General features: G+C 51.4%; 16 protein-coding genes. 2 read left to right on the forward strand and 14 right to left on the reverse strand.

All coding sequences use genetic code 11. From position 1 onward, the window contains the following. Positions 1 to 62: 62 nt before the first annotated feature. The 10 genes from priA to dapF form a co-directional block, all read right to left on the reverse strand. Positions 63 to 2,261, reverse strand: coding sequence for a replication restart helicase PriA (priA, locus tag DESHY_RS01745; protein WP_008409968.1), 2,199 nt, complete (start codon positions 2,259 to 2,261; stop codon positions 63 to 65). Beyond that, the gene (gene coaBC / locus DESHY_RS01750; RefSeq protein WP_008409970.1) at positions 2,262 to 3,473 is read right to left on the reverse strand and encodes a bifunctional phosphopantothenoylcysteine decarboxylase/phosphopantothenate--cysteine ligase CoaBC; all 1,212 of its coding nucleotides are present in this window, start codon (positions 3,471 to 3,473) and stop codon (positions 2,262 to 2,264) included. Between the two features lie 17 nt (positions 3,474 to 3,490). Beyond that, positions 3,491 to 3,700, reverse strand: coding sequence for a DNA-directed RNA polymerase subunit omega (gene rpoZ / locus DESHY_RS01755; RefSeq protein WP_008409972.1), 210 nt, complete (start codon positions 3,698 to 3,700; stop codon positions 3,491 to 3,493). Between the two features lie 32 nt (positions 3,701 to 3,732). Then, on the reverse strand, positions 3,733 to 4,341 hold the full coding sequence (gene gmk, locus DESHY_RS01760) for a guanylate kinase (RefSeq protein ID WP_008409973.1): 609 nt from the start codon (positions 4,339 to 4,341) through the stop codon (positions 3,733 to 3,735). A gap of 10 nt (positions 4,342 to 4,351) precedes the next feature. Then, the gene (gene remA / locus DESHY_RS01765) at positions 4,352 to 4,624 is read right to left on the reverse strand and encodes an extracellular matrix/biofilm regulator RemA (protein ID WP_003541102.1); all 273 of its coding nucleotides are present in this window, start codon (positions 4,622 to 4,624) and stop codon (positions 4,352 to 4,354) included. A 20-nt stretch (positions 4,625 to 4,644) separates the two neighbouring features. Further along, positions 4,645 to 5,526, reverse strand: coding sequence for a YicC/YloC family endoribonuclease (locus DESHY_RS01770; protein WP_048817799.1), 882 nt, complete (start codon positions 5,524 to 5,526; stop codon positions 4,645 to 4,647). Positions 5,527 to 5,834: 308 nt separating this feature from the next. Next, positions 5,835 to 6,557 (reverse strand): TraR/DksA C4-type zinc finger protein, encoded by a 723-nt coding sequence (locus DESHY_RS01775; protein ID WP_008409976.1) that lies wholly within the window; start codon positions 6,555 to 6,557, stop codon positions 5,835 to 5,837. Positions 6,558 to 6,638: 81 nt separating this feature from the next. Continuing rightward, complete coding sequence (locus tag DESHY_RS01780; RefSeq protein ID WP_008409978.1) at positions 6,639 to 7,832, reverse strand: pyridoxal phosphate-dependent aminotransferase; 1,194 nt, start codon at positions 7,830 to 7,832, stop codon at positions 6,639 to 6,641. A gap of 32 nt (positions 7,833 to 7,864) precedes the next feature. After that, positions 7,865 to 9,043 (reverse strand): LL-diaminopimelate aminotransferase, encoded by a 1,179-nt coding sequence (locus DESHY_RS01785; RefSeq protein WP_008409980.1) that lies wholly within the window; start codon positions 9,041 to 9,043, stop codon positions 7,865 to 7,867. Positions 9,044 to 9,107: 64 nt separating this feature from the next. After that, positions 9,108 to 9,956: a diaminopimelate epimerase gene (gene dapF, locus DESHY_RS01790; protein WP_008409982.1), complete on the reverse strand. Its 849-nt coding sequence runs from the start codon at positions 9,954 to 9,956 to the stop codon at positions 9,108 to 9,110. A 199-nt stretch (positions 9,957 to 10,155) separates the two neighbouring features. Here dapF and DESHY_RS13430 point away from each other — a divergent pair, with 199 nt between their 5' ends. After that, entirely contained in the window at positions 10,156 to 10,347 is a 192-nt protein-coding gene (locus DESHY_RS13430) for a hypothetical protein (protein ID WP_008409985.1), read from the forward strand. A gap of 21 nt (positions 10,348 to 10,368) precedes the next feature. Here DESHY_RS13430 and DESHY_RS01795 read toward each other — a convergent pair whose 3' ends face one another. Next, entirely contained in the window at positions 10,369 to 13,119 is a 2,751-nt protein-coding gene (locus tag DESHY_RS01795) for a calcium-transporting P-type ATPase, PMR1-type (RefSeq protein ID WP_008409988.1), read from the reverse strand. A gap of 321 nt (positions 13,120 to 13,440) precedes the next feature. Between DESHY_RS01795 and DESHY_RS01800 the strand changes: the two genes are divergently transcribed. Continuing rightward, positions 13,441 to 15,216, forward strand: coding sequence for an Rqc2 family fibronectin-binding protein (locus tag DESHY_RS01800; protein WP_008409990.1), 1,776 nt, complete (start codon positions 13,441 to 13,443; stop codon positions 15,214 to 15,216). A gap of 21 nt (positions 15,217 to 15,237) precedes the next feature. Here DESHY_RS01800 and DESHY_RS01805 read toward each other — a convergent pair whose 3' ends face one another. The 3 genes from DESHY_RS01805 to lspA all read right to left on the reverse strand — a co-directional run bounded on the left by DESHY_RS01805 (position 15,238) and on the right by lspA (position 18,079). Next, complete coding sequence (locus tag DESHY_RS01805; RefSeq protein WP_008409992.1) at positions 15,238 to 16,725, reverse strand: alkaline phosphatase family protein; 1,488 nt, start codon at positions 16,723 to 16,725, stop codon at positions 15,238 to 15,240. 205 nt (positions 16,726 to 16,930) lie between these two features. Continuing rightward, positions 16,931 to 17,503, reverse strand: coding sequence for an orotate phosphoribosyltransferase (gene pyrE, locus DESHY_RS01810; protein WP_008409994.1), 573 nt, complete (start codon positions 17,501 to 17,503; stop codon positions 16,931 to 16,933). A gap of 129 nt (positions 17,504 to 17,632) precedes the next feature. Further along, entirely contained in the window at positions 17,633 to 18,079 is a 447-nt protein-coding gene (gene lspA, locus DESHY_RS01815) for a signal peptidase II (protein WP_008409996.1), read from the reverse strand.

An 18,079-nucleotide genomic window follows, 5' to 3' on the forward strand; every position in this document is an offset into this window, starting at 1 on the left:
TCTTAAGCAAACCTTTTTATTATGAAGTATCTTTGGGAGCCCTTTTTAATTCCGCCGGCAGGCTATAAGTTAAGCGGGTCTACATCGATGCTCACGGCTACTTGCTTATATCGGGTGCCGGCTTGTTCCAATACGGCAGCTGCCAAGCGGCGAATATCCCGGCTGGCCATGCCTTTAAGAATCAGCTGCCAGCGGTAACGGTTCTTAATGCGGGGAATGCCCGCCGGGGCAGGGCCCAGTATTTCCCAGTCCCGGACCGCCAAATTTCTGCCTGCCTCAGCTAAACGTTCCTGCCAGTATTGGGCAGCTGCCATAACATCACCTTCATTAAGGCCGGTAAACAGTATCTTGATTAAATAGCTGAAGGGCGGGTATCGCAGCGAGCGGCGCACCGCCATTTCTTTGTGGTAAAATCCCAGGTAGTCATGGTTTTGTGCCGTAATAATGCTGAAATGTCCGGGATCATAGGTTTGAATAATTACTTCGCCCGGTTTGCTGCCCCGGCCGGCCCGGCCGGCCACCTGGGTAAGTAATTGAAAAGTTCTCTCGGCAGCACGGAAATCCGGCATATGCAGGGTAATATCCGCACTGATCACACCAACTAAGGTTACCTGGTGAATATCCAGCCCTTTGGCTATCATCTGGGTACCGATCAACACCTGGGCGTCCCCGTGTGCAAACTCATGCAGCAACTGCCGGTGGGATCCCTTACGGGCGGTAGTATCAGCATCCATACGCAAGACCCGGCAGTCTGGGAAAAGTCGTTTCACTTCTTCTTCCACCCGCTGGGTACCCACGCCGAAACTCCGTATGGTTTGCCCGCCGCAGCAAGGGCAAATACCGGGCGCCCGGGCAGCATGACCGCAATAATGGCATTTTAGCCAGCCGTCACTGTGCAACGTGTAAGAAATCTCACAGCGGGGACATTTCATAACCCCGCCGCACTGCCGGCAGATCACCACTGTGGCCAGTCCCCGGCGGTTAAGAAATAAGATGCTTTTTTCTCCCTTGGCCAATCGCCCGGCCAGGGCGTTTTGTAAAGCAACGCTAAAAATGCTTGTGTTGCCTGCGGCCAGTTCCTTGCGCAGATCAATTATATGTACTTTGGGCAGTTCCCTTTGATCCACACGTTTGGTCATGGTAATTAAGCCGTAAGGACCGCCTGGCCTGGCCCTGCAATAGCTCTCCAAGGCCGGGGTAGCACTGCCCAGCACCACCACTGCTTTGTTTTGGGCAGCCCTTTGCAGCGCTACCTCACGGGCATGGTACTTAGGGCTTTCTTCCTGTTTATAAGAATGTTCATGTTCTTCGTCGATGATAATTAACCCCAAATCAGGCACCGGAGCAAAAATTGCCGAACGAGCACCTAACACTACCGCAGCCTGGCCTGCACGAATACGCGCCTTTTCGGCATATCTTTCCCCCTGGGACAGGGCACTATGTAGCAGGGCCACCTGTTGGCCAAAGCGAGCCCGAAATCTTTCAACCATCTGGGGCGTTAATGAGATTTCCGGCACCAGCACAATGACCTGCCGCCTCATGTTTAAGGTTTCGTCAATCAGCCGCAGATATACTTCTGTTTTACCGCTGCCGGTGACACCATGCAACAGCCAAGCGGAGGGGCCGGCTGCCCGGAGGGCTTGCCGCAGTTGGCTGACAGCCAATTCCTGCTCAGCAGTTAGTGGGGGTATAGCCGCGCGGGGCATCGCCTCATGTCCGCCCGCCTGCACAGCTGCCGCCTCCTTGAGGAGGCCTTTAGCCAGCAGTGCATTAACAACTGCTGCCGATACCCCTGCCTTCGCCGCCAGTTGGCTTTTGGTTAAACCGGGACAAGCCCGGGCCGCTTCCAGGGTTATTTTTTGCTTGGGGGCCCTGGCTAAAACGGCCTGGTTAAACTGCCCGTCTGCCACCACCAGCCCGTTTTCCTGCCTGGCCTGACTGCTGCCAACCGGCGAACCGGCTATACACTGTAGCGCGTCACCCAGGCTGCACAGGTAGCGCTGCACCATCCAACACGCCGTTTCATATAAATCATCATTTAAAAAGGGGGCCTGTTCCAGCACCCTTTTTATGTCTTTTACTTTCTGTAAATGCGGCGGCCGGCTAAACCCAACTACAAACCCTTGCACCAGGCGGCCGGCAAAAGGCACCTCAACCCGGCTGAACTTTTTCAGCTCACTCTGCAACTGCGAAGGCACCCGGTAATGAAAAGTTTGGTATAAACGCACCGGAACGATAACAGCCACCTCGGCGTACTGCATTTAGTTTGCCTCCCGCCGATCTGTCAGCAAACCAGCCACCCGATCCAGTATCTGTTGGGCCACTTTATTTTTATCCATTAAAGGTAATGACACAACCTCGCCGTTACGGGCAAAAATTTTCACCTGATTGGTATCGCAGTCAAATCCTGCGCCGGGTGCCGTAACATCATTGGCCACCAACAAATCCAGGTTTTTGCCTTTTAATTTAGCTAAGGCGTGTCGCTCCAGATCATTGGTCTCAGCCGCAAAACCCACCAGCAGTTGACAGTCTTTTTTCCGGCGTCCCAATTCGGCTAAAATATCCGGGTTGTGCACCAGCTGCAGTTGTAATTCCTGCCCCTGTTTTTTTATTTTCCGGCCAGCCACATCCTGGGGCCGGTAATCAGCCACGGCTGCTGCTTTAATAACTACATCGGCCTGTTCAAAATGCTGCAAAACAGCTTCATACATTTCTCTGGCTGTTTCTACCGCAATGGTTACTACATCCGGCGGCGCTGTCAAACCGGTGGGGCCGCTCACCAGCGTTACTTCGGCACCGCGCAGCGCAGCTGCCCGAGCAAGGGCATACCCCATCTTGCCGGAACTGCGGTTGGTCAGGTAGCGCACCGGATCCAGCGGCTCCCTGGTAGGACCGGCGGTAACAAGAACGTCTAACCCCGCCAGATCCTGGGGGGTCAAGAGTTTTTCAACATTATACAAAATGTCCGCCAAATCAGCCAAACGACCTTTTCCTGTGGCACCGCAGGCCAATCGACCCTGCCCCGGTTCAACAAAACGATAACCTAGTTTCTTTAATTTATTAATATTCTGCTGAACCGCCGGGCTATGATACATAACCGTATTCATGGCCGGGCAAAACAAAACCGGACAGGAGGCGGCCATGATTAAGGTAGATACCAAATCATCGGCAATACCGCCGGCGGCTTTACCGATAATGTTGCCCGTAGCGGGAACAATGATTAAAAGATCGGCTTTTTGCGCTAAATCAATATGCAATACACCGCCTTCTGCCCCGGTTCGAAAAAGTCGGGTATGAACCGGGTTGCCGGTGAGAACCTCAAAGGTAAGCGGTGTCATAAATTCCTGGGCCGCTGCTGTCATGGCTACATGCACATCCGCCCCGGCTTTTACCAGGGAACTGACCAGCTCGGCGGCTTTATAAACCGCAATACCGCCGGTGATGCCAACGGTAACGCTTTTTCCTGCCGGCAACTATTTTGACACCTCCGTTACTTTTGACCCGAGCGAGTGCGACGATAGGTTACCAAACCCTTTGCTATTTCCTCCAGAGCCAGGGTGACAGGTTTCGCTTTCAAAGACTGGTTTGTCTTCATTTCTTCTTCCGTCAACATACGTGCCCTTTTGGCGGCAGCAACAACCAGCGTATAGCGGCTGTCTACCCTGGTCATTAACTCATCCAGCGTAGGTTTATTCATCATGGCTGCTTCCCCCCACATGTCAAGACTGTCAATCAGCAGGCTAAAAATTCTCTCAAGTCAAAGTTAAAACGTGACGGCCGACATTTTTCCGCCTTAATAATTGATTCGATTTGATCTACCGCGTTTTCCACCGTATCATTAATAACCAGATAATCATACCGTCCGGTGTTGGTAAGTTCGTCATACACACAGCGCAAACGACCGGCTATACTTTCGGGTGAATCAGTGCCACGTTTGATAAGTCTTTCTTTCAAGAGCGATAAGGAAGGCGGCACCAGAAAAATCAATACCCCCTGGGGGTATTTTTGCTTAACCTGCAGCGCACCCTGAATATCAATTTCTAAGATGACGTCCCGGCCGGCTGCTAATTTCTCTTGCACATAATTGAGCGGGGTGCCGTAATAGTTATCGTAAACCCTGGCATATTCCAACAGTTGGTTATTGGCAATCATTTGTTCAAAGGTTGGCCTGTCTACAAAAAAGTAATTGATTCCTTCTTGTTCACCCGGCCTGGGCGGCCTGGTAGTACACGAAACAGACAGGCATAAATCTTGATTCCTCTGCAGCAATCGTTGGCAAACTGTGCCTTTTCCCGCACCTGAAGGTCCTGAAATGACAATAAGCAGTCCTTGCCTGTTCATTTATCTGCACCTAGTCCGTAGGCTCGTCTACCTGAGCGGCTTCTTTGCTGACCAGGCGGTTGGCCACGGTTTCCGGCTGCACGGCTGAGAGGATTACATGGTCGCTGTCAGTAATAATTACTGCCCTGGTGCGGCGGCCGTAGGTAGCATCGATCAGCATCCCCCTGTCCCTGGCCTCGGTGATAATGCGCTTGATGGGAGCAGATTCAGGGCTTACAATGGCAATGATCCGATTGGCTGAAACGATGTTGCCAAAGCCAATATTAATAAGCTTGATATCCATAGACAGTTCCCCCTATTACATTATTCTATATTTTGCACTTGTTCCCTTATTTTTTCAAGTTCGCTTTTGGCATTTACCACAGCATTGGTGATCACCAGATCATTGGCCTTGGAGCCAATGGTGTTGATTTCCCGGTTCATTTCTTGCACCAAAAAATCCAATTTGCGCCCTACGGGGCCTCCCTCTGTCAGAATTTGTTCCAACTGCTGCAGGTGGCTTTGCAGTCGGACAATTTCCTCGGCAATATCTGCCCGTTCCGCAAAGATAGCTACTTCTGCAGCCAAGCGGGCCTCGTCTATAACCCCGCCGGTCAGCCATTCAGCCAAACGCTGGGACAACTTATCCCGGTACTCCTGCACCACCAGAGGCGCCCTGGCAGCCACGTCTTCTACCATCAAGCGCTTAATGGCTGCCGCCCGCTGCAGAATATCCGCCGTCAAGCGTTCCCCTTCCGTTTGCCGCATGGCCAGCAACCCATCAAGGGCCTGGTCAGTGGCTTGTTCAATGGCGGCCAACCATTCGTCTACGTTTTCTGCCGGCTGCTCCAGAGTAATGACGTTAGGCAGGGCAATAATATCTTTAATAGAAATTGCCTCGGAAATACCCAAACAACCCCTCAGTTCTTCCATTGCCTTATGATACGCCACCGCCAGGGCTTTGTCAACTTTTACCTCGGGCGTCGTCTCCCCGGTTTCCTCAATGGAAATATAGCCGTCCACCCGGCCTCTGGCCACTCGTTCTTGAATTCGCTTCTTAATTTTATCTTCAATTTGACTTAAGGTTTTGGGCTGCCGAAGAATAACTTCGCAAAAACGGTTATTGACTGACTTTAGTTCCACTATAAATTTGCGTCCGGCGGCGCAAGACTCCCCCCGGCCATAGCCGGTCATGCTTTTGATCAAAATGCCATCACCCAATTACTTGTTATTTTTTAAATAATTTTTTAACAGTATAATGTTTCTACTTAAACTTAGATTATCCTTTAAATTTGGCTTAAAAACTAAGATTTAAAAGCAAAAGAGCCGTTTCCTGATCATAACTCTTTATTTCATAGTTATGCCCGGTCCGGCCCCGTATTAGAAATTTTTCAATTAAAAATTACAAAGTGTTGCTAACCTAAGGGAGGTTTATGATCTCCTTTAGCTCCGGTCTTTACGCCGGCAGCACGATGATTAATTCGCTGCGGGCCCGCCTGGCCCGCAACTTTAAATTAAAAATTGTTGCCCCGGTGGTTGTTGTTTTCTTTTTCCAGCGGGGTGCGTTCATCTGCAAATTCACGAAAGGACTGGTAAAAAACCCCGTCGTCAACTTCATACGGAACACTGTCAGGATCTGTAAAACTCTCTGTGTGTTCTTCGTTGATCAATTCTTCGTCCCCGTAATAGGACCCGGCCTGGCTGCGGTCAGCATGCTCATTCCAGCGGGCCACGGTTTCCCAGGCATCCTCGCCGTCAAAACCGTTGTAGTCTTCGTTGTCTCGCCAGGCACGGCTGAAGGGGTCCGCCAATACATCTTCTTCCGCTGTCCGCTCCCGAGGCCGGGGCAGGCTTTCATCCTTAGATTTGCACCGGCTGCACTGGGTAGTATAAGGAACAGCTTCCAGTCTGGCCGGGGGGATCTCCCGGCCGCATACCTCGCATATGCCGTATCTGCCCGTTTCCAGCTTAGCCAAGGCATCCTCAACAGCCAGCAAAATAAACTTGGCATCACCCTTTAAAGCCAGGTCTTTGCTGCGCTCAAACATCTCGCTGCCCAGGTCGGCCGGATGGTTATCATAAGAAGAAAGTTCTTCCAGTGATTCATCCGTAGAAAGTCCCAGACCGCCGCCCCTTTCCTGGTTATTGTAGTTGTTAATACGGTTTTGCATATGTTGTCGCATCTTTTGCAGGCGCTGTTTAAATACTGCCAGTTGCTGTTCTGTTAACAAAACCATACCCCCGTTTCCACCTGCGGGGCTAAAAAGCCCCGGGCTAAATTAACTATAATTTGCCCGGGGCTTTTCAAAAATAATCTGTTATTGCAACTGGCGCAGCAGTTTTTCGATGCGATCCATACCCTCTTTAATATTTTCCATTGATGTAGCGTAAGACAATCTGATAAAGTCATCCCCGCCAAAAGCAATGCCGGGTACCACCGCCACTTCAGCCACTTCCAGCAACAGGTCCGCCAGGTCAGTGGCACTGTTCACCGTTTTGCCCTGATAAGACTTGCCGAAGTAAGCACTGACATTGGGGTACAGGTAAAAAGCACCGCCGGGTTTCGGGCAGCTGACGCCGGGCAGGGCCTTTACCCGCTCCAGCATATAATCGCGGCGTTTGGCAAACTCAACCACCATGGCTGCCACCTCAGCCTGGGAACCATTGAGGGCCTCCACGCTGGCTGCTTGGGCAATGGAAGTGGGGTTGGAGGTGGCGTGCGACTGCAGGTCGGCCATGGCTTTCGCGACCGGAGCAGGAGCGGCTGCATAGCCGATACGCCAGCCGGTCATGGCGTAGGCCTTGGAAACCCCGTTAATGACTACGGTATTTTCTTTTAACTGCGGACTGAGGGAGGCAATGCTGACGTGTTCTAAACCGTCGTACAGCAGTTTTTCATAAATTTCATCAGAAATAACGGTAATGTTGTGTTCCAGTAAAACCTCGCCCAGAGCAGCCAGTTCGTCGCGGCTGTAGACGGCGCCGGTGGGGTTGCTGGGGCTGTTGAGCAGAAAAACTCTGGTTTTGTCCGTAATGGCTGCCTTTAGCTCCCGGGGAGTCAGTTTAAAGCCGTTGGCTTCCCTGGTTTGTACAATGACAGCCTGGGCACCGGCCAGTTTAATTTGTTCCAGGTAGCTGACCCAGTAGGGTGCCGGCAAAATAACCTCGTCACCGGGCTGGCAGAGCACCTGAAAAGCATTGTACAGTGAATGTTTGGCCCCCACCGAAACCACAATTTGATTGGTCTGGTACTCCAGACCGTTTTCCCTGCGGAATTTATCAACAATGGCTTGTTTCAGTTTTAGTGTGCCGCCGGCCGGTGTATAGCGGGTTTCCCCCGCTTGAATGGCTGCCACGGCTGCTTCTTTAATGTGGTCAGGTGTATCAAAGTCCGGTTCCCCCACCCCAAAGCTGATCACTTTGATGCCGGCGGCTTTCATTTGCTTGGCTTTGGCATCAATGGACAAAGTGGGTGACGGGCTGATACCCAAAGCTCGTTCCGCTAATCGCATAACAGTCTCTCCCAACTATTATTAATATTTATTTAAAACTCCACCTTGCCGATATACTTTTTCATCCGTTCAAGGGCTTCTGCAATCCGCTCCTTAGGAACGGTAACGGAAATACGGAAGTACCCCTCTCCCTGTTGGCCGTAACCGTTGCCGGGGGTTATTACCACGCCGGCCTTCTCAATGACAAATTCCGCAAAGGAAGCCGAGGTAAAGCCCTTAGGTACCGGCGCCCAGATATAGAAGGTGGCCTTTGGTTTGGCCAACTGCCAGCCCATGGCATTCAGACCGTCCACCACCAGGTCCCGCCGTTCCCGGTATATTTCATTGTTGGCCGCCACACTGTCCTGCGGGCCGGTAAGGCCGGCAATGGCAGCATACTGCACAGCCTGGAACTGTCCGGAATCAATATTGGTTTTAAAGCGTCCCAGCGCTTCAATAACATCCGGGTTGCCGGCCGCCCAGCCAATGCGCCAGCCGGTCATGTTGTAAGCCTTGGAAACGGAGTTAAACTCAATACCCACCTCTTTGGCACCGGGAATTTGCAGGAAAGAAAGAGGTTTATAGCCGTCAAAGGCAACTTCTGAATAAGCATTATCATGGCAAACTAAAATTTCGTACTGTTTGGCAAAGTCAACAACTTCCCGATAAAATTTTTCATCTGCCACAGCTCCGGTGGGGTTGTTGGGATAGTTGATAAACATCATCTTGGCCCGTTTGGCCACATCCCGGGGAATAGCTGCCAAATCAGGCAGAAAACCTTTCTCGGCGGTTAACGGCATGTAGTACGGTTCGGCACCGGCCAAAATGGCACCCCCGCTGTAAACCGGATAGCCCGGGTCGGGAACCAGCACGGTGTCGCCGGGATTAAGATAGCACCATGAAATGTGAGCAATGCCTTCCTTGGAGCCAATTAAAGAAACCACTTCGGTTCCGGCGTCCAGTTCTACGCCAAAACGCCGGGCATAAAAGTCTGCCACCGCCTGTCGATAAGCCAGCATGCCTGCTGAAGAAGGGTACTGGTGGTTGGCCGGCACGGCCACTTGCTGCCGGGCTTCTTTGATAATGTGTTCCGGTGTAGGAATATCCGGGTCACCGATACCCAGGCTGATTACATCTACGCCTGCTTCTTTTTTCTGAGCAATTACTTTTTCAATGCGGGCAAATAAATAAGGGGGCAAATTCTTTATTCTTTGAGCTTCTTCAAAGCGCAAAACAAACTCCTCCTTTTGGTACATTCGTGCCAAGTATAACAATGTCAGCCAGGCATTGGCAACCTTAAGGCTGCTTGTATACTGTATATTCACCGTTAAAAACTTCCTCAGCCGGTCCGGTCATAAATACCCTGCCATTGTCCGCCCATTCAATGAACAAAGAACCGCCGGGCAAATGTACAGTTACTTTTTTTTCTGTATAACCGTTTAAAACACCGGCCACAGCCACCGCACAGGCACCGGTGCCGCAAGCCAGGGTTGGACCGGCCCCCCGCTCCCATACTACCATGCGGACTTCGCCGGGACTTACTGTTTGAACAAACTCTACATTAGTTTTTCTGGGAAAGGAAGGATGGGTTTCCAGCAAGGGACCAATCTCGCTCAGAGGAACTGCCGCCACGTCCGGCACAAAAATAACACAGTGCGGGTTGCCCATAGAAACCGCTGTAACATTAAAGGTTTGTCCGGCCACTTCCAGGGGTTCATTAATCACTTGCCCCACCGGCCCCAGCATAGGAATGTCGGCCCTCGCCAGACGGGGAACGCCCATATCTACCCGTACCGCTGACACTTCACCGTTATTATGGATGATTTGCGGCACCATGATACCGGCCAGGGTTTCAACCTTAATCTCGTCTTTCCTGACAATGCCATGTTCATATAGGTATTTAGCCACACAGCGAATGGCATTGCCGCACATCTCCGCTTCGCTGCCGTCCGAGTTAATAATCTTCATCCGGACATCAGCAACTTCCGAATCCAGCAGCAGTACCAGTCCGTCAGCCCCGATGCCGAACCGGCGGTCGCACATCTCCCGGGCCAGCGTACTGCAATCATCCGGTAATCCTTCACCGGTGCCGGCATTAATCAGTATAAAGTCGTTGCCTAAACCATGTACTTTGGTAAAAAACAATGATGCTACCTCCCCGGAGTCTTTTATTCAGTTTACGCAATGTCGTTATTTTATGTATTATGTCCTGTGAACGATAGATTTCTACTTGCTGCATGCTTTTCCTGCCGGCTCCCTGATTGTACATTGTATATCTGTCAACAAAAAACTGATCCCATTGTAATGGATCAGTCAGAGTGTCGACAAACATTAGCGGCGGTTTATGATCCCCTTTGGCTCCGGTCTACGCACCGACAGCACTATGATTCGCTACGGTCGCCCTTGGGGTCGCCTCAAACGGGCCATCCTGGCCCGGTTCGGCTGGCGCCCACGTCCTGTGGGCGCCACCCCAATGGCTCCTTTCGCTCATCAAGTGCTGTTGCCGGTGCTTGAATACGGTCTGCAACGGATGTAAAGAACCGGTATTAATCACAGGTTATGCCCTGATGTACATTATACGTTCTTTAGCCCGGTCTTTGATGGCTTTAATAATAATGCCTGACAACTGGGGCAAGAGAGCTATAGCCAGCACCACCAGCCAGTGTTTCAAGGCCAGCGGCACTGTATGGAAAACCGGCTGCAGGAAACCGATGTAGTTGACGGCCAACTGCAAACAGGCCGAAACTGCCACCGCCAGTACCAGTTGCGGATTACCCAGCAAACCGGTTTCCAATATCGAGTGTCTTTCTGAGCGGCAGGAAAAAACAAAGAACAATTGAAAAAATACCAGCGTGTTAAAGGCCATGGTGCGGGCCAATTCTACCGGCCCCATCATCAGTCCCACAGCAAAGGCCACCAGGGTGCCCAGGGCAAACAGGATGCCGGTGCTGACAATGCGCCGCCCTAAACCGTGGGAGAAAACACTTTCCTGGGGATCCCGGGGGCGCCGGTACATCAGATCTTTATCTGCCGGGTCAACACCCAAAGCCATGGCCGGCAGGCCGTCGGTAACCAGATTCATCCACAGAATCTGAATGGGCAGCAGGGGCAGCGGCATACCCATTAATACGGCCAAAAACATGGTCAGTACCTCTCCCACATTGCAAGACAGCAAATAACGTATGAATTTGCGAATGTTATCGTAAATGGCCCTGCCTTCTTCAATAGCAGCCACAATCGTGCTAAAGTTATCATCCGCCAGCACCATGGCGGAAGCTTCCTTGGTTACATCTGTACCTGCCTGCCCCATAGCCACACCGATGTCTGCTTCTTTCACCGCCGGCGCATCATTAACCCCGTCGCCGGTCATGGCCACCACATGTCCGTTCCTCTTCAAAGCCCGTACAATGCGAAGTTTGTGCCGTGGCGTAACCCGGGCATAAATTGCCGTATTAACAGCCGTTTCCTGCAACTCCTCATCACTCATACGGTCCAGTTCCGTACCCGATATTACCCGGCAGCCCTTAAACAGCAGACCCAGTTCTTTGCCCACTGCCTGCGCCGTAAGCCGGTGGTCGCCGGTAATCATTACCGTCCGGATGCCGGCCCGCCGGCAGGCTTGTACGGCTTGCACGGCTGCCGGTCGTGGCGGGTCGAGCATACCGGCCAAACCTAAAAAGACTAATTGCTGCTCGATAAAATCTTCTTTAAGTTCTTCCCCTTCGTTTACGGACGGCAAATCGCGATAGGCCAGCGCCAACACCCGCAGAGCCTCCTTGGCCAAATCAGAATTCTGCTGCAAAATCTCCTGTTTGATGGTTTCCGTCAGGGGGACCAAGCGACCGTCACGGCAGATATGAGTACACATATCCAGTATAATATCCGGTGCTCCTTTAACATAGGCGGTGAGACCACCGTTTTCCTTCTGATAAACTACCGACATTCTTTTGCGGGTACTGTCAAAAGGAAATTCTAATATTCTTTTTTCAGTTTGTTCCACATCCTGGCGCCAAACCTTACCCTTGGCTGCCATCACCAGCAAAGCACCCTCGGTAGGGTCACCCGCCACTCCCCAAACATTGGTTAACTGGCCGGCTTTCAGGCTGCGAAACAGGTTTCCCACAGGTATTTCGCCCCGGGTTAAACGAGCATTATTACAAAGCGCCGCACATTTTAAAAATAACTCAAATTCCGGCCCCCTGGTTCCTTCAAATCGAAATTCACCTTTGGGATCATATCCTTCTCCCGACACTTTTATGCGTGCTTTACCTACCAGAGCTTCACGCACTGTCATTTTATTTTCAGTAAGGGTACCGGTTTTGTCGCTGCAGATAACCGTGGCACAACCCAAAGTTTCCACTGCCGGCAGACGGCGGATAATAGCGTTACGTTTGATCATCCGCTGGACTCCGATTGCCAAAGCAATAGTAACAATAGCCGGCAGTCCTTCCGGAATGGCTGCCACCGCTAAACTGACACCGGCTAAAAACATTTGGTAAAGGGGTTCTCCCCGCATTACACCCAACAGCACCACCAGGGCACAGATAATTAAACAAAACACGACCAAGGTCTTGCCCAACTGTTCCAAGCGCCTTTGTAAAGGGGTTTGATCCTCTGCTGCCTCCTGGATCATCTTGGTGATTTGGCCCATTTCAGTCTGCATGCCGGTGGCCACCACAACACCTTTGCCCCTGCCCCGAACTACCACTGTCCCCATATAGGCCATGTTCCGGGTATCTCCCAGGCTGACGTCCTCTTGTCCCGCCATATTGGCTACCCGTTTCTTGACCGGGTTTGATTCACCGGTCAGGGCGGATTCTTCCACTTCCAGGTTGGCAGCTTCCCAAAGCCGCATGTCTGCCGGCACCTTATCCCCGGTATCCAGCAAAACAATATCGCCGGGTACCAGCTGGGCGGCGGGCACTTTTCTTTCCAAACCGCTTCTGATGACCCTGGCCTCCGGGGCAGTCAAAGCCTTAAGGGCTTCCATGGATTTTTCCGCTCGATATTCCTGGATAAAACCAAGAACTGCGTTAACCACCACTATCACCATAATCGTAACCGCATCAGCCCATTCGCCTAAAAAGCCGGATACCAGAGTGGCGGCCAGTAAAACTAATACCATAAAATCTTTAAACTGATCGAAAAACATTTTCCAGGGCGGCGTTTGGTGTTTGCTGACTAATTGGTTGGGACCAAACTGGGCCAGCCTTTCCCTGGCCTGCTGCTCGTCCAATCCCTTGTGGGGACAAGTGGCCAGTTTGTCTGTTACCTCCTGCCTTGTCAAAGCAAACCATCGCGCGGTCATGATGTCTTCCCTCCCAAAATGTTTATTGCACACATTGTATGTGCCGGTCAGCGGCGTTTTTTAAGCGGCTGACCGGTTAAGCCCCCAGAGTTTGACAAACTGTCAAAGTTGCAAATATTATTCCTCTGCCTGACTAATGCTTGTACCTTTTTAAATTTATGCAGCCCGTCCGAAAAAAAGACCGGCCATCGATCAATAATCCCTTAATAGGCGCGATCGAAGGCACCGGCTTTCAGGTTTGGGCTTCCCGATTCCTTTTAATTTAGAGTGACAGGAAAGGCCCGGTTGGTTAAAATAAGATGAGTGAGAGGAGAAGATGCGATGGCTTTTGATGGTTTGGTTATGGCTGCCGTAGCCCGAGAACTGGCAGATATATTAACAGGCGGGCGGGTGGAAAAAATACAGCAGCCCGGCCCCGGTGAAATTATTATGACTGTGCATACCCGTGAGCAGGGCCGGCGAAAGCTGCTGCTCTCGGCAGACGCCCGGGACGCCCGGGTGCATTTAACCGAAAGCAACCACATCAACCCTTTAACCCCGCCCGTCTTCTGTATGGTTTTGCGCAAACACCTGGAAGGCGGCCGCATTCGCCAAGTAAGTCAGGCAGGGTTAGAGCGTGTTTTGCAGTTTTCCGTTGATTCCCGGGATGAGCTGGGGCGGCCAGGCGAAAAACTTCTAATATGTGAAGTAATGGGCAAACACAGCAATATTTTGTTGGTGGACCCGAACAGCAATACCATTGTGGATGGCATACACCGCTATTCTCATGCTGTGTCACGTTACCGGGAAGTCTTGCCCAACCGACCTTACTTGCCGCCGCCTGAGCAGGCCAAACTGGATCCCCGCAGCCTTACGGAAGAACAATTTTCAAACGAAGTATTGCACAGTGATGAATCTGCCCGGCTAGCGGACGTTTTGCTGCAAAAAATTGCCGGTATTGGCCCCCAGACCTGCCGGGAAATGGTATTCCGGGCCGGTTTGCCCCTGGATTTCCGGGTGGAACATTGCGGGGCATACGAGTTAAGGCAGCTCTGGCAACAAATCCAACTGCTTGGCCAAATGCTGCAGGAAGGTCGCTTTTCGCCCACCCTGCTGCTGGACCGCCGGGGACAGCCTCTGGCCTTTGCCGCGCAGGATTTAACTCATATTAAGGCACACCATAAAGAAACGGGCAGCATGAGCAGCATCTTAGACCGGTACTATGAAAAACTGCACGAGAGGCGCTTGCTGGAAAATTACCGCCAATCCCTCTGGCAAACTGTACGCCGGGAAATAACACGCCTTAAGAAAAAAACGGCTTTATACGAAAAGTCTTTGGCCGAGGCGGCCAAGGCAGATAACTATCGCATATACGGTGAGCTTTTAACGGCATATCTTTATCAGTTAGAACAGGGGCCGGAGGCCAGGGTGATAAATTTTTATGACCCGGCCGGCAGCGAATTAACCATCCCCCTTGACCCGACCTTAACTCCAGCCCAGAATGCCCAGGCCTATTTTAAAAAGTACCTTAAAGCCAAAAACACCCGGGAGGCGGTACACAGTCAACTGACCCAGACCGCTACCGAACTGTCTTATCTGGAGGGGGTAGAAACCGCTTTGTTACAGGCCTCGGATATAGAGGCCCTAAAAGAAGTACGCAGTGAGTTGGAAGAACAAGCCTATCTTAAACCGCAGAAGCAGCCGGGAAGGCATAAAACAAAAAAAGAACAGCAGCTACCGCAGCCACTGTCCTTTAAATCTTCGGACGGGTACCCCATTATAGTGGGTAAAAACAATAAGCAGAATGATTACCTTACTTTCAAATTGGCGGCTGACCATGATATCTGGCTGCATGCCAAGGAAATTCCCGGCTCCCATGTTATTATCCGCTGCCCCCGTGATCTTGAGGCGGTGCCTGAGCAAACCCTTTTAGAAGCCGCTGCCCTGGCTGCCTGGTTCAGTAAAGGGCGGCAAGCCGGCAAAGTTCCGGTGGATTATACCCGGCGCCGCCATGTCTGGAAACCTAAAGGTGCTAAACCCGGTATGGTGTTATATGATAACCAGAAAACCCTGTATGTTGCTCCGGCCGAAGAACCGGCAGAAAAACCGGCGCAGTGATTACAATAGCTGAATTATTCTTTACTGTTTATTATCATCATTTAACAATAAAGACTTGATAAACGGTACAATATCAATCAGGCGGGGCTTGTCAAGCCTTTGAGAAGTCCCGCTGATGATTAACGGCACCAGTGAATCCTCTTGATGCAGCGAGCCGTGGCTGCCTTTGCCGGGGCGGCCCGGGTTGCCTTCCCCCTGTAAGATATAGCCTGGTTTGGCTGTAATTACCAGTTCGCCGGCATGCGGGTTATCCAGGCAATGACTGATGCGTTCCAAGGCATTGGGGTATACGCCATACCTTATTTGTTCCCCTTCCACCGTCATATCCAGAGCCGCTTTATCTCCCACTACCTCCCACCGGTTATGATAGTCGTCCTTGAGTTGCCCGCCCTTACGAAAAGAAAGGTTACCCCGGTGAGTTGCCACATGATACCAGCCGGCTTCCTGCCAAATCACTTGATCCAGCTGCGGCTCCTCTAACAGGCATTTAACCATATGTTTTCGCATGCCCGGCCGGTATCTGAGGATGTATATGTAGGCCATCCGCTCATTGGAACAAATGGCAATGTCCTTTTCTTCAATGTATTCATCAGCCGGTTTAGCCTGGGCATACATAGCCAGGCGGCGCGGAATTTTAATTAACGCTTGTCTGCCTTTGGTTAATGTTGATTGGGCATGATCCCCCACCACCAGAAAGGTGTATTGATTTAAAGCCTCCTGCCAACTGGGAAAACAGTTCAGCAGTTCGGCAATCTTTTGATCGAGTTTAGTTAAACAGGGATGGCAACAATCAGCATTTTGCGCATGAGCCGCTTTGTCAGTATCAGGAAAATATATTGTTAATAAGCGGGGGCGCTGTTTTTGCTGCAAAAACCATGCTGCCGCCCGGACGGAAAATTCATCATTAAGACCAAACTTGCGCCAGTATCGTATATCTTTAATAATCTGCCGCAGCTTACCCGGCGGCTGGTATAACTGACCCAAGCAAAAACCTTGCGGCCCGAAAATTTTCATGTCTGACAATTCAAACAGGGTCAGTAATTTGATAATAAAGGGCAGGCGGACAGAGTATGCTGTGTTGGCACGGTAAAAAAAAGGGTTTACCGCAGCGGTCAAGATGCCTTTAACTTCCAATTGCTCATAAATAGTTTGTACTTCCCAGCTGAGATGCCGGTGGTTTAAATTAAATACCAGGTCCTGAACCTTTTGCTGCAAACCCCTTTGAAAAAGCGATAACCAATTAAAATTATAATTAATAATTCTTCGCTCGCCCCGGTGGTACCAGACAATGCCCGGAACGGTATGCCGGCTGGGCGGTGCCCCGGTAGCCAGTGCGGAAGTACAGGCGGGTGTCATGGTGGGAAAATTAGAAACACAGCCTTCATCCAGGCTGCCGTTCTTAATCAGAAAGGACAAGGCCGGCAGTTTGCCTTGCTGAAGCCCCTGTGCCAACGCCCTGGGGTGAAAGGAGTCAATAATAATATAAATCATCCCTTTGGTTGTCGGCATGACAGACCCTCCCTGAAGCAACTGCAAAATTCTGTCCTTGTTTGTTCAACCTGCCTTGGCCGGCCTGATTGGGCGCCCCACCCCTGCTCATCTTGGCACAATAAGTTGTGATAACGGTGCTTCGGCAATTTGCTGCCCCCAAAATAACACTATCTGAGTTGTTAATAGCTTGCGCTTATGCAAGAAGTTTTATTTCTCTGTCTTTTTACAACCGTCGGCTGCCGGGCTTGCTGGCAGGCAAGCCTTGGGCGCACATGGAGCAGTCAGCCGGCTCAAAGGTTTCCACAGTTACTCTTAACAAGGCTTCGGTGCGGACTCCCAAATCCACCCGGCCGCCGCTGCGGTCCACCAGTACTCCCACCCCCACCGGCTGACCGCCCAAACTGCGCACCAGTTGGATTACCTCAGCCACCGAGCCGCCGGTGGTAATGACATCCTCCACCACCAGCACCCTTTCACCAGGTGAGACAGAAAAGTTGCGCCGCAGCTTCATATGGCCGTTTTCTCGCTCCGTAAACAGGCTGCGTGCCCCCAGCGCCCGTGCCACCTCATAAGAAACCAGGATGCCTCCCATGGCCGGGCCAATCACAGTATCCACGTCCAGCCCGGCAAACGGCTGTGCCAGGGCTTGACACAACCGTTCAGTGTATTGCGGGTATTGCAGCACCTGGGCACATTGGAAGTAACGGTTGCTGTGTTTGCCGGAAGTCAAGAGAAAATGCCCGGTTAACATGGCACCTGTTTTGGTAAAAATTTCAAGAATTTCTTCTCTGGTCATTTGTCAACCCCCCGGTTATGGTCAGCCGGCCCTGTTTGCCGGTCGCCTGAATTACTGCCGTTGCCTTGTTGCTATGAGCAAAACTACTCCCATAATAATGAAGATGAGTTTACATAATACTAATTATTGTTAACTTTGTTGGCGGCGAAACTCTCGCAGAGCATCCAGCAATATTAGCCCGACACCCAGACATATGGCTGTATCTGCCAGGTTGAAAACCGGCCAGATACGAAAATCCAGAAAATCAATCACTTTACCGAAGCGTATACGGTCCGCCAGGTTGCCGACCGCTCCCCCCGCCACCAATCCAAAAGCCCACTGGTACAGGGGGCCGGCCTGGCGGATCCAGCCATAGCCGACCGCCATACCTGCCAGCACCAGGCCGGTGACGCCGATAAAAAACCATGTTTGGCCGGCCAGCAGGCCAAAGGCAGCCCCTGGATTTTGAATGTAAGTCAGGTGAAACAGGTTCGGCCAGACAGCAATTGACTGCCCTTCAGACATTTTCTGCATGACAAAAAACTTGGATAACAAATCAATAAAAAGAGTCGCCAGCATGATTACCACAAACCGCAT

The sequence above is a fragment of the Desulforamulus hydrothermalis Lam5 = DSM 18033 genome, assembly GCF_000315365.1.
Taxonomy (GTDB): Bacteria; Bacillota; Desulfotomaculia; order Desulfotomaculales; family Desulfotomaculaceae; genus Desulfotomaculum; species Desulfotomaculum hydrothermale.